This window comes from Streptomyces sp. NPDC044061 (assembly GCF_056434305.1).
Genome location: NZ_JBWKFL010000025.1, coordinates 97,708 through 109,322, shown reverse-complemented (window position 1 = coordinate 109,322; position 11,615 = coordinate 97,708). Strand labels below are relative to the sequence as shown.

Genomic DNA, 11,615 nt, shown 5'->3' with positions numbered 1-11,615 from the left:
ACACCCTCCCCTCCCTGGTTTTTCGGGTGGACCTCGCCCCCGAGGCCGTCCCTCTTCCCCCCCCCCCCCCCCCCCCCCCGGTACCTGACGGCGGGTCTGCTCACCAACTACAGCGGGGGCCGCGACGGCCCGCAGGTCGGCGAGAAGTACGCGGTCGAGGGCGCCTGGCCGGTCTTCCGGGCCGAGATGGCCGCCCACGCGCCCGCCCTGGTCGTGGACGACTCCCAGGGCAAGCCGTACGCCCCCGCCCGCGTCCCGAGCCTGCGCAGGCTGCTCGACGCCGGGTACGAGGAGGTGGGCAGGGTGGACGGGGCGGTGCTGTACGCCCGGACTCCGCGTGAATGAGCTGCGGCGGAAGGGGAGTCGGCGGGTGGGCGGCGTTTCACGGCGTTCGCCGCCTTGAGCCTGTCTTCCGGATCGGGCCGGCCCCGGGCCACGGCGCCTGCCGGCCGCCCCGCGTCCCCGGCCAGATCCGGAAGACGGGTTGGTGGCCCCGCGGTCAGCCGAGGAGCGTGCGTGGCCCGGTGACCTCCGCCCCCAGGTCGCCCACACGGCGCCGCAGTTCGCGGTCGGCCGTGACGACCAGGCGGGGACGGCCGGCGTTCGCCGCGGCCAGCTCCACGATCCGGTCGTCGCCGCTGCCGGGCGCCGCCTCCACCCGCACCCCCGGCACGGACTCCACCCCACGGGCGGCGCCCTCCACGACGAGCACGATCTCCACGGCGTCGTCCCGGCCCGGCAGGCCCTCGCGGGCCAGCCGGTCCCGCAGCCGTTCGGCGGCCGCCCTGCGGTCCCGCCACCAGCCGTCGGGCCGGGACCCCACGACGTTCGCGCCGTCGACGATCACGAGCAGAGGGCCGTCCGCGTCCGGGGAGCCGAAGGGGGCGTTCATGGGCTCAGGGTCCCACGCCACCCCGACGGGGCGGGACCCGGCGGTGTTCGGCGGCGGCTTAGAGTGAACCGGTGAACGGCGACTGGCTCCTACGCGGCCGCGACGGCCGGCTCAGTGTCTACCAGCAGTCGGGCGACGCCGTCCTGTGCCGGGCCGAGCGCGGGCCGGGCGGCCCCTGGACGGACCCGCACAAGGTGGGCGGTGACCAGCGGCTCCACCCCGTACTCGCCGTCGGGCAGGGCGCCGACGGCTATGCGCACCTCGTCTCCTGGCGGCCCACGACGAAGGGCGAGTCCGGGCTGGTGCACTCCACCCACTTCCGCCCCCACCTCGCGGCGCTGGACTGGAACCCGGTCGGCCACCCGAACAAGAAGGGCGACCGCACCGGCACGCCCGCCGTCGCCGTCGACGCACAGGGCCGCGCCCATGTCTTCGTGACCGACAAGGGCGGCGGGGTGAGCCTGCTCGCGCAGAAGGAGAAGGGCGGCTGGGAGCCCTGGCGGGACCTGAAGGGCCACGAGGTGCGCGACGGCCTCGCGGCGGTGACGGGGGAGTCCGGCAGGGTCGAGCTCTACGCGGCGGCCCCTGGGGCCGTCCTGCACTGGCGTCAGGAGGAGCCCGGCGCCGAACCGGTCCTCCATGAGGCCCTGGAGACCGGGGTCCGCCCCGGCACCCTGCGGGCACTGGCCACGTCCCCGGACCGCACGACCCTCTTCTACACCGACCAGGCGGGCGACCTGTGCGCCTGGCGCCCCGGTACCAAGCCCGCCACCCTCCTCCCCGCGGCGGGCACGGGGCCGGTCGCGGCGGTCCGCTGCGAACTCGACGGGCACGACTGCACATTGCTGGCCCAGCGTTCGGCGGGCGGCCGCGTCGCCTTCGCCGCCTACCCCACCGAGCTGGAGTCGGCGGGCGCGTGGTGGGCGGAGTCGGGCCCGCGGCTGCCGGTGGACGCGACGGTGTCCCTGACGACGGACGAGGACGACCGGGTGGTCGCGGCAACGCTGTCACCCTCGACCGGCTAACTCCTCCTGACCCGCCGCAAGGACGAGCCCGGGTTGGCCCTGGAGGCGTGGCTGCAGGTCTGAGTGCGCGATGATGACCGCCGTGGACACCGAGACACTCATCGACGCATGGCGGCGCCTCCTCAGCGGCTCAGGGAAGTCCTGGGTGCTCTTCGAGCACGGAACCTGTGTGGTGCTGGAGGAGCCCGAGGGACGCCCGGCCGAGCTGGCCACCGAGATCCTGCGCGAGTTCGGCCCCGTGAGCGTGGGCGGCCCGGCGGGCGACTTCCGCGTGCTCGAACTCAAGAGCGGCGAGGGCTGGCTGGTGACGGGCCATCACCCGGACGTCGTCACCTTCGTCGCGCTCGAGGAGTCCGAGGACCCCTCGCACCTGGCCGTCGGGATCCACGGGCGGTCCAAGCGCGACCGGGACGGCAGGGAACTGCGCGTCGTCCATGTCGAGGACGCCCGTCCGTCCGCTCCCTGAGACGCCGACGCCCGGCGCACCACTCGGTGCGCCGGGCGTCGTACGACCGTACGGAACGGGTTACGCCGGGACGCTCGCCACGCCCGGAGCCAGGAACTTCTTGCCGTTCACGCGCTCCGAGACACCCTCGCGGTCCAGGTACGGCGTGATGCCGCCCAGGTGGAAGGGCCAGCCGGCGCCCGTGATCAGGCAGAGGTCGATGTCCTGGGCCTCGGCGACGACGCCCTCCTCGAGCATCAGGCCGATCTCCTGGGCCACCGCGTCGAGCACCCGCGCCCGCACCTGCTCCTCGGTCAGCACGACGTCGCCCTGCTTCAGCAGCGCGGCGACCTCCGGGTCCAGCTCCGGCTTGCCGCTGTCGTAGACGTAGAAGCCGCGCTTGCCCGCCTTGACGACGGCCGCGAGGTTCGGGGAGACCGTGAAGCGGTCCGGGAAGGCCCGGTTGAGGGTCTCCGAGACGTGCAGGCCGATCGCCGGGCCGACCAGCTCCAGCAGCACCAGCGGGGACATCGGCAGGCCGAGCGGCTCGATCGCCTTCTCGGCGACCTCGACCGGGGTGCCCTCGTCGATGACGTTCTGGATCTCGCCCATGAAGCGGGTCAGGATGCGGTTCACGACGAACGCCGGGGCGTCCTTGGTGAGGACCGCGGTCTTCTTCAGCTTCTTGGCGACGGCGAAGGCCGTGGCCAGCGAGGCGTCGTCGGTCTTCTCACCGCGGACGATCTCCAGCAGCGGGAGGATCGCGACCGGGTTGAAGAAGTGGAAGCCCACGACCCGCTCGGGGTTCTTCAGCTTCGACGCCATCTCCGTCACGGAGAGGGAGGAGGTGTTGGTGGCGAGGATCGCGTGCGCAGGGGCGACCGCCTCGACCTCCGCGAACACCTGCTGCTTGACGCCGATCTCCTCGAAGACGGCCTCGATGACGAAGTCCGCGTCGGAGAAGCCCTCGGCCTTGTCCAGGACACCGGTGACCAGCGCCTTGAGGCGGTTGGCCTTGTCCTGGTTGATCCGGCCCTTGCCGAGCAGCTTGTCGATCTCGGCGTGGACGTAGCCCACACCCTTGTCGACGCGCTCCTGGTCGATGTCGGTCAGCACGACCGGCACCTCGAGGCGGCGCAGGAAGAGCAGGGCGAGCTGGCTGGCCATCAGACCGGCGCCGACGACACCGACCTTGGTGACCGGGCGGGCCAGGTTCTTGTCCGGGGCGCCGGCGGGGCGCTTGCCGCGCTTCTGCACGAGGTTGAACGCGTAGATGCCCGCGCGGAGTTCGCCGCCCATGATCAGGTCGGCGAGTGCCTGGTCCTCGGCGTCGTAACCCTGCTGCAGGTCGCCGTTCTTGGCGGCCGCGATGATGTCGAGGGCGCGGTAGGCGGCCGGAGCGGCCCCGTGCACCTTGGAGTCCGCGATGAAGCGGCCCTTGGCGACGGCCTGGTCCCAGGCCTCGCCGCGGTCGATGACCGGGCGCTCGACCTCGATGTCGCCCTTGAGCACCTGGGCGGTCCAGAGCAGCGACTGCTCCAGGAAGTCGGCGCCCTCGAAGATGGCGTCGGCGATCCCGAGCTCGTGGACCTGCTTGCCCTTGAGCTGCTTGTTCTGGTTCAGGGAGTTCTCGATGATGACCGAGACGGCCTTGTCGGCGCCGATCAGGTTCGGCAGCAGGGCGCAGCCGCCCCAGCCGGGGACCAGGCCGAGGAAGACCTCGGGCAGCGAGAACGCCGGGATCGCCTTGGAGACGGTCCGGTAGGTGCAGTGCAGGCCGACCTCGACGCCGCCGCCCATCGCCGCGCCGTTGTAGTAGGCGAAGGTCGGGACCGCCAGCGTCGACAGGCGCTTGAAGACCTCATGGCCGCCCTTGCCGATGGCCAGCGCGTGCTCGTGCTGCTTCAGCAGCTCGACGCCCTTGAGGTCGGCGCCGACCGCGAAGATGAACGGCTTGCCGGTGATGCCGGCGCCGACGATCTCGCCGTCCGCGGCCTCCTTCTCGACCTGGTCGATCGCGGTGTTGAGGTTCGCGAGCGACTGCGGGCCGAAGGTGGTCGGCTTGGTGTGGTCCAGGCCGTTGTCCAGCGTGATCAGGGCGAAGCGCCCGGCACCGAACGGCAGGTCGAAGTGGCGTACGTGCGCCTGCGTGACGACCTCGTCCGGGAACAGCTCGGCCGCGCCCTTCAGGAGTTCAGCGGTGGTGCTCACTTGTCGCCTCCGTCGAAGTGCGGGTTCTCCCAGATGACCGTCGCGCCCATGCCGAAGCCGACGCACATGGTGGTGAGGCCGTAGCGGACCTCCGGCTGTTCCTCGAACTGGCGGGCCAGCTGCGTCATCAGACGGACGCCGGAGGAGGCCAGCGGGTGACCGAAGGCGATCGCGCCGCCGTACTGGTTGACGCGCGCGTCGTCGTCCGCGATGCCGTAGTGGTCGAGGAAGGCCAGGACCTGGATGGCGAAGGCCTCGTTGATCTCGAACAGGCCGATGTCGGAGATGGACAGACCCGCCTTGGCGAGGGCCTTCTCCGTGGCCGGGATCGGGCCGTAGCCCATGACCTCCGGCTCGACGCCCACGAAGGCGTAGGAGACCAGGCGCATCTTGACCGGCAGGTTGTTCTCGCGGGCGAAGTCCTCGCTCGCGATGATCGAGGCGGTGGCGCCGTCGTTCAGACCGGCCGCGTTGCCGGCGGTGACCCGGCCGTGCACGCGGAACGGCGTCTTGAGGCCCTGCAGGTTCTCCAGGGTCGTGCCCGGGCGCATCGGCTCGTCGGCCGTGACCAGGCCCCAGCCCGTCTCGCCGGCGTCGGCGCTGGTGCGGCGCACCGAGATCGGCACCAGGTCCTGCTGGATCTTGCCGTTGGCGTACGCCTTGGCGGCCTTCTCCTGCGAGCGCACCGCGTACTCGTCGGCGCGCAGCTTGGTGATGTGCGGGTAGCGGTCGTGCAGGTTCTCCGCGGTCATGCCCATGAACAGGGCGGACTCGTCGACCAGCTTCTCGCTGACGAACCGCGGGTTCGGGTCCACGCCCTCGCCCATCGGGTGGCGGCCCATGTGCTCCACGCCACCGGCGATGACGGCGTCGTAGGCGCCGAAGGCGATCGAACCGGCGGTGGCCGTCACGGCGGTCAGGGCGCCGGCGCACATGCGGTCGATCGAGTAACCGGGGACGGACTGCGGCAGGCCCGCGAGGATGCCGGCCGTGCGGCCGAGGGTCAGGCCCTGGTCGCCGATCTGCGTGGTCGCGGCGATGGCGACCTCGTCGATCTTCTTCGGGTCCAGACCGGGGTTGCGGCGCAGCAGCTCCCGGATCGCCTTCACGACGAGGTCGTCGGCGCGGGTCTCGTGGTAGATGCCCTTCGGGCCCGCCTTGCCGAACGGGGTGCGGACGCCGTCGACGAAGACGACGTCCCTGACGGTACGAGGCACGATGGCTCTCCTCCAGGGTGCGGGATGGCACTGCTGCGTTGCGCTGAGCGCGCGCTCAGGGCCCATGCTACTTATGAGTAACGTAGCTGCACAGTCCTGCCGGCTGGAGCGGCGAACGTCACACCGGCGGAGTCGCCGTCGCCTCTCCCGAAGTCGGCACGGGCGTCGGCCTGCCGGCCCGGGCGATACGTGGACCGCTGCCCTGCCCGCGCTCGCAGGATCTTGGCGTGATCTCGACGTCGATGTTCCGCTTCCGGGTCCGCGAGGTGCCCGCTGCGGGCTCTGTCCGCAGCGGGTTCACGCGAGGAGCGACCAGGGAAGCGCGCCCCGAAGGGGGGGCGGGGCTGTGCTGCGCCGACAGGGGCGCCGCCAGGGCCTCTCTTTCGGATCTTGCCGGGCACGCGGGGCCTGGCACGAGCATCTGCCGCGTTGTCGTCACTCGCCGACTCCCCCACGCTCAGTTTTCGCTCGCGGGGGCACCCTCATCCACGCTCGGTTTTCGCTCGCGCGGGGCACCCCCATCGCGTTGACGCACTCCTCCGCCTTGCAGCTGCACGCACCGGACCCCGCTCGGGACGGACACAAGGCGCCGCCGCTCCGAGCCGGCCAGATCCGAAGGAAAGGCCCTTGCTAGGCGCTCTTCGCCGAGAGGGCTGCCACCAGTACCGGCGTCACCAGCTCGACCTGCCACGCGCGGGCGCCGTAGCCCGCGAGCGCGGCCTCGACGGCCGGCGCGTCGGCGGTCGGCGGTTCCCAGCAGATCCGCCGCACGGTGTCCGGGGAGACCAGGTTCTCCTGGGGGGTGTTGAGCCGCTCGGCCAGGGCGGACACCCCGGCCCGCGCCGCGGACAGCCGAGCCGCGGCCGCGGGGTCCTTGTCGGCCCAGGCGCGGGGCGGCGGGGGTCCGGCGACCGGCTGTCCCGGCTGCGGCAGTGAGGTGTCAGGGAGGGCCTTGGCCCGGTCGACGGCCGCCTGCCACTGCTCCAGCTGGCGCCGCCCCGTCCGGTGCCCGAACCCGTTGAGCGCGGACAGCGCGTGCACGTTGGACGGCAGGGCGAGCGCCGCCTCCACGATCGCCGCGTCGCTCAGCACCTTGCCCGGCGAGATGTCCCGGCGCTGCGCGATGCGGTCCCGGGTCTGCCACAGCTCCCGTACGACGGCCAGCTGCCGGCGCCGCCGCACCTTGTGCATGCCGGACGTACGGCGCCACGGATCCTTGCGGGGCTCGGCGGGCGGCGCGGACGCGATCGCGTCGAACTCCTGTTGCGCCCACTCCAGCTTGCCCTGCCGGTCCAGCTCCTTCTCCAGGGCGTCCCGCAGGTCGACGAGGAGTTCCACATCCAGGGCGGCGTAGCGCAGCCACGGCACGGGCAGCGGCCGGGTGGACCAGTCGACGGCGGAGTGCCCCTTCTCCAGGACGAAGCCGAGGACGCCCTCGACCATGGCGCCGAGGCCGACCCGGGGGAAGCCGGCGAGCCGGCCGGCCAGCTCGGTGTCGAACAGCTGGGTCGGCACCATGCCTATCTCGCGCAGACAGGGCAGGTCCTGGGTGGCGGCGTGCAGATCCCACTCGACGCCGGACAGCGCCTGACCGAGGAGGGAGAGGTCGGGGCAGGCGACGGGGTCGATCAGCGCGGTGCCGGCGCCCTCACGGCGCAGCTGCACCAGGTAGGCGCGCTGGCCGTAGCGGTAGCCGGAGGCGCGCTCGGCGTCGACGGCGACGGGGCCCGAGCCGGCGGTGAAGGCGGAGATCACCTCGGCGAGGGTGGCCTGGTCCGCGATCACGGGCGGAATGCCCTCGCGGGGTTCGAGAAGTGGAGTCGGCGCCCCCGTCACAGAAGATCCGGCGTCGTCCGGAGGGGTGCCTCCGGGGGTGCGCAGGGAACTGTCTGCTGCGGTCTCTTGGGCGTCGGTCACCTGTCAAGGGTATCCGTGTGTGGACAGCGCCCGTCGACGGAACGTTCCGTCGACGGGCACCGGGGGGTCGTAAACCAGTCAGGGCGGTGAAACTTCCGCTTCACATGAGTGAACCGGCTCGTCCGCCGGGCGGGACGGCGGAGGGGATCTGGGGCAGCAGTGGAATCAGGGGATGGGATCAGTGGGGGGCGGAGTCAGTGGGCTCAAGAGGGTCAGTGGGTTCAAGGGGGTCAGTGGATGATTCCGGTGCGCAGGGCCACGGCCACCATGCCGGCCCGGTCGCCCGTGCCGAGCTTGCGCGCGATGCGGGCGAGGTGGCTCTTGACGGTCAGGGCGGACAGGCCCATCGAGACGCCGATCGCCTTGTTCGACTGGCCCTCCGCGACCAGTCGCAGCACCTCGACCTCGCGTCCGGACAGCTCCCGGTAGCCGCCCGGGTGGCTCGGGGCACCCGGGGGGCGGCGGTGCATCCGGGCGGCGGCCCCGAGGGGAGTCGCGCCGGGCCGGGCGGGGAGCCCGATGTTCGTCCGGGTACCGGTGACGACGTAGCCCTTGACTCCGCCCGCCAGGGCGTTGCGGACCGCGCCGATGTCGTCGGCGGCGGAGAGCGCCAGGCCGTTGGGCCAGCCGGCGGCGCGGGTCTCGGACAGCAGGGTCAGGCCGGAGCCGTCGGGGAGGTGGACGTCGGCGACGCAGATGTCGCGGGGGTTGCCGATGCGGGGACGAGCCTCCGCGACGGACGAGGCCTCGATGACGTCGCGCACACCGAGCGCCCACAGATGGCGGGTGACGGTGGAGCGGACGCGCGGGTCGGCCACGACCACCATGGCGGTCGGCTTGTTCGGGCGGTAGGCGACCAGGCTTGCGGGCTGCTCGAGGAGAACGGACACCAGGCCTCCTGGGGTGGGGGGACGGGGCCGGCTTGTGGGGAAGAAGCCGGGACGAACCGTGCTTTCAAGGTCACAGTCGTCTTCGGCAGCAAACGCGTCCGCCTTTAGAGAATGATCACGATCTAGTGAGTAACAATCCGTGCAATTCGGACACGCGATCGATCATCCGAAGATCGAGTCGGTTCGAGCTGATGCCATTCGAGTACGGAAAGTGGCCGTATCGACAAAGAGATGGTCAATAGGCCGTCCAGGAGGATTACGCCGGAACGATCCGGGACCGTGTCACCGGGACTGTGGACCCCTGCGCTGCGGCAGGGTCACCACCGAGGCGTCGCCCGGACCGGCCGGGGGCAGCCCGCCGACCTGGGCCAGCAGATCGCACCAGGAGGCCAGGTGAGCCGCGGTGTCGGGCACTCCGCCGAGGCCCTCGCGGGGCGTCCAAGAGGCACGGATCTCGATCTGCGAGGCGGACGGGCGTTCCGCCAGGCCGCCGAAGTAGTGCGAGCTCGCCCGCGTGACGGTGCCGCTCGGCTCCCCGTACGACAGCCCGCGCGCCTGCAGCGCGCCGGTCAGCCACGACCAGCACACCTCCGGCAGCAGCGGATCGGCCGCCATCTCCGGCTCCAGCTCCGCGCGCACCAGCGTCACCAGCCGGAAGGTGCCGTGCCAGGCGTCGTGCCCGGCCGGGTCGTGCAACAGCACCAGCCGCCCGTCGGCCAGGTCCTGGTCGCCGTCGACCACCACGGCCTCCAGCGCGTACGCGAACGGCGCCAGCCGCCGCGGGGCGGGCGTGGGTTCCACCTCGACCTGCGGCCGCAGCCGGCCGGCGCGCAGGGCTTCGACCGCGGCACGGAACGCCGGCGGACCCGAGGCACCGGAGTGCCGGTCCGCCTCCCCGGTGTCCTTCGCGTCGTCCGTTCCGTCAGCGCCGTCCGACATTCGTCCCTGAGCCGCAGCCATGCGGGAAGGGTAAGGGGAAGCGGTGCTCCGTGCTCTGCTAGACACCCCGCTCCGGTGTCGCCGTGCTGTCCGAATACCACCGCCGGACGGGTCGACTTCTGCCGTCCGGCGTCGTGCGAGACTTGCCCCGTGACCGCGAACGACACCCCTTCGGGCAAGCAGCCGACAGCGACGTACGACAGCGCCTTCCTCAGGGCGTGCAGGCGCGAGCCCGTGCCGCACACGCCCGTGTGGTTCATGCGCCAGGCCGGCCGATCGCTGCCGGAGTACCGCAAGGTGCGCGAGGGCATCCCCATGCTCGAGTCCTGCATGCGGCCCGAGCTGGTCACCGAGATCACCCTGCAACCGGTGCGGCGCCACAACGTGGACGCGGCGATCTACTTCAGCGACATCGTCGTCCCGCTCAAGGCCATCGGCCTCGACCTCGACATCAAGCCCGGCGTCGGCCCGGTCGTCGAGCAGCCGATCCGCACCCGCGCCGACCTCGCCCGGCTGCGCGACCTCACCCCCGAGGACGTCCCCTACATCACCGAGGCGATCGGCCTGCTCACCGGCGAGCTGGGTGCCACCCCGCTGATCGGTTTCGCGGGCGCGCCGTTCACCCTCGCGAGCTACCTGGTCGAGGGCGGTCCGTCCCGTACCTACGAGAACGCCAAGGCGATGATGTACGGCGACCCCGAGCTGTGGGCCGACCTGCTCGACCGCCTCGCCGACATCACGGCCGCCTTCCTGAAGGTCCAGATCGAGGCGGGCGCCTCCGCCGTCCAGCTCTTCGACTCCTGGGTCGGCGCGCTGGCCCCGGCCGACTATCGGAAGTCCGTGATGCCCGCCTCGGCGAAGGTCTTCGAGGCCGTCGCGGGGTACGGCGTTCCGCGCATCCACTTCGGCGTCGGTACCGGTGAGCTGTTGCGGCTCATGGGCGAGGCCGGCGCGGACGTCGTCGGCGTCGACTGGCGCGTCCCGCTGGACGAGGCCGTGCGCCGCGTCGGCCCGGGCAAGGCGCTCCAGGGCAACATCGACCCGACCGTCCTGTTCACCGACAAGGACACCGTCGAGGCCAGGGCCCGCGAGGTGCTGGACGCGGCCGCCGGTCTCGAGGGGCACGTGTTCAACCTCGGGCACGGCGTGCTGCCCAACACGGACCCGGACGCGCTGACCCGGCTCGTGGAGTACGTCCACACGCACGGCGCCCGCTGAGCGGATCCGTTCACCACACCTGACGGGGCCGTGCCTGCCTGCCGAACAGCAGGCGGCGCGGTTCCGGCGGGGCCGGGGTGCCGGGCTTGAGCGGCCAGGCCAGCAGCATCCCCACCACGAAGCCGACCACATGGGCCGTGTAGGCCACCGTTCCGGCGCCGGAGACACCGTGGCCGGAGGAGTACACGGCCTGGAGCGCGAACCAGAAGCCCAGCACCAGCCAGGCGGGCAGCCGCAACGGCAGGAAGACCAGGAACGGGACGAGGACCCAGACCCGCGCCTTCGGATACAGCACCAGATAGGCGCCGAGGACTCCGGCGATGGCCCCGGACGCGCCGATCAGCGGGTCGCCCGAGCCGTCGTTGAGCAGCGCGAAGCCGTAGCCGGCCGCGTAGCCGCATATGACGTAGAAGAGGAAGTAGCGGATGTGGCCCATCCGGTCCTCGACGTTGTTGCCGAAGATCAGCAGGAAGAGCATGTTGCCCAGCAGGTGCAGCCAGCCGCCGTGCAGGAACATCGCCGTGAAGACGGACAGGGCCGGATCCTTGTCGTAGGTCGGCGGCGCCACCACACAGCCCGGCCCGTGCGGGCCGAGTCCCACGGCACCCGTCGGGACGACCCGCGGCATCTGATGGTGGATCAACTCCCTCGGCACCGCGGCGTAGTGGTCCATGAAGGCCTGCAGATGACACAGCTGCGCGAGGTCGCTGCCGCCGGCCACGGAACCGGCTGTGCCGGGGGTGGTGAGGAAGACGAGGACGTTGGCGGCGATGAGCGCGTACGTCACATAGGGGGTGCGGCGTGCCGGGTTCACGTCATGGACGGGGATGACCACACAGGAGTAGTGCCCCCGATGCGGCC

Annotated in this window: 9 protein-coding genes and 2 pseudogenes; 4 read left to right on the top strand and 7 right to left on the bottom strand. The window is 71.9% G+C overall.

Going from position 1 to position 11,615, the window contains the following annotated elements; genetic code table 11:
- Positions 1 to 345 (top strand): annotated as a pseudogene (locus AC07CM_RS33665) (glycosyltransferase); the annotation flags it as partial.
- Between the two features lie 154 nt (positions 346 to 499).
- Here AC07CM_RS33665 and AC07CM_RS33660 read toward each other — a convergent pair.
- Positions 500 to 892 carry a PIN domain-containing protein gene (locus AC07CM_RS33660; RefSeq protein WP_478880266.1) on the bottom strand — a complete coding sequence of 131 codons (393 nt, stop codon included), beginning with the start codon at positions 890 to 892 and terminating at the stop codon, positions 500 to 502.
- 71 nt (positions 893 to 963) lie between these two features.
- On the opposite strand from AC07CM_RS33660, the pseudogene AC07CM_RS33655 reads away from it, so the two are divergent.
- Together AC07CM_RS33655 and AC07CM_RS33650 are read left to right on the top strand one after the other, a co-directional pair.
- A pseudogene (locus AC07CM_RS33655) lies at positions 964 to 1,980 on the top strand (PLL family lectin).
- Between the two features lie 10 nt (positions 1,981 to 1,990).
- Positions 1,991 to 2,383: a hypothetical protein gene (locus AC07CM_RS33650; protein WP_478880287.1), complete on the top strand. Its 393-nt coding sequence runs from the start codon at positions 1,991 to 1,993 to the stop codon at positions 2,381 to 2,383.
- 60 nt (positions 2,384 to 2,443) lie between these two features.
- Here the strand turns inward: AC07CM_RS33650 and AC07CM_RS33645 are convergent, their stop codons facing one another.
- The 5 genes from AC07CM_RS33645 to AC07CM_RS33625 form a co-directional block, all read right to left on the bottom strand.
- Complete coding sequence (locus AC07CM_RS33645) at positions 2,444 to 4,573, bottom strand: 3-hydroxyacyl-CoA dehydrogenase NAD-binding domain-containing protein (protein ID WP_478880265.1); 2,130 nt, start codon at positions 4,571 to 4,573, stop codon at positions 2,444 to 2,446.
- On the bottom strand, positions 4,570 to 5,790 hold the full coding sequence (locus tag AC07CM_RS33640) for a thiolase family protein (protein WP_478880264.1): 1,221 nt from the start codon (positions 5,788 to 5,790) through the stop codon (positions 4,570 to 4,572). Before AC07CM_RS33640 ends, AC07CM_RS33645 begins: the two co-directional genes overlap by 4 nt.
- 630 nt (positions 5,791 to 6,420) lie before the next feature.
- On the bottom strand, positions 6,421 to 7,707 hold the full coding sequence (locus tag AC07CM_RS33635) for a ribonuclease D (protein ID WP_478880263.1): 1,287 nt from the start codon (positions 7,705 to 7,707) through the stop codon (positions 6,421 to 6,423).
- A gap of 230 nt (positions 7,708 to 7,937) precedes the next feature.
- The gene (locus AC07CM_RS33630) at positions 7,938 to 8,597 is read right to left on the bottom strand and encodes a response regulator transcription factor (RefSeq protein WP_350833577.1); all 660 of its coding nucleotides are present in this window, start codon (positions 8,595 to 8,597) and stop codon (positions 7,938 to 7,940) included.
- Positions 8,598 to 8,879: 282 nt separating this feature from the next.
- Positions 8,880 to 9,557, bottom strand: coding sequence for a DUF3000 domain-containing protein (locus tag AC07CM_RS33625; protein WP_478880262.1), 678 nt, complete (start codon positions 9,555 to 9,557; stop codon positions 8,880 to 8,882).
- Between the two features lie 129 nt (positions 9,558 to 9,686).
- Between AC07CM_RS33625 and hemE the strand changes: the two genes are divergently transcribed.
- Positions 9,687 to 10,754, top strand: coding sequence for a uroporphyrinogen decarboxylase (gene hemE, locus AC07CM_RS33620; protein WP_478880261.1), 1,068 nt, complete (start codon positions 9,687 to 9,689; stop codon positions 10,752 to 10,754).
- 10 nt (positions 10,755 to 10,764) lie between these two features.
- On the opposite strand, the gene AC07CM_RS33615 is transcribed toward hemE, so the two are convergent.
- Positions 10,765 to 11,589: a rhomboid family intramembrane serine protease gene (locus AC07CM_RS33615; protein WP_478880260.1), complete on the bottom strand. Its 825-nt coding sequence runs from the start codon at positions 11,587 to 11,589 to the stop codon at positions 10,765 to 10,767.
- Positions 11,590 to 11,615 lie beyond the last annotated feature (26 nt).

Excerpts from the sequence above, each read along its gene's own strand:
- AC07CM_RS33625 (WP_478880262.1), bottom strand. The coding sequence starts at position 9,557 with ATGGCTGCGGCTCAGGGACGAATGTCGGACGGCGCTGACGGAACGGAC.
- AC07CM_RS33650 (WP_478880287.1), top strand. The coding sequence starts at position 1,991 with ATGACCGCCGTGGACACCGAGACACTCATCGACGCATGGCGGCGCCTC.
- AC07CM_RS33660 (WP_478880266.1), bottom strand. The coding sequence starts at position 892 with ATGAACGCCCCCTTCGGCTCCCCGGACGCGGACGGCCCTCTGCTCGTG.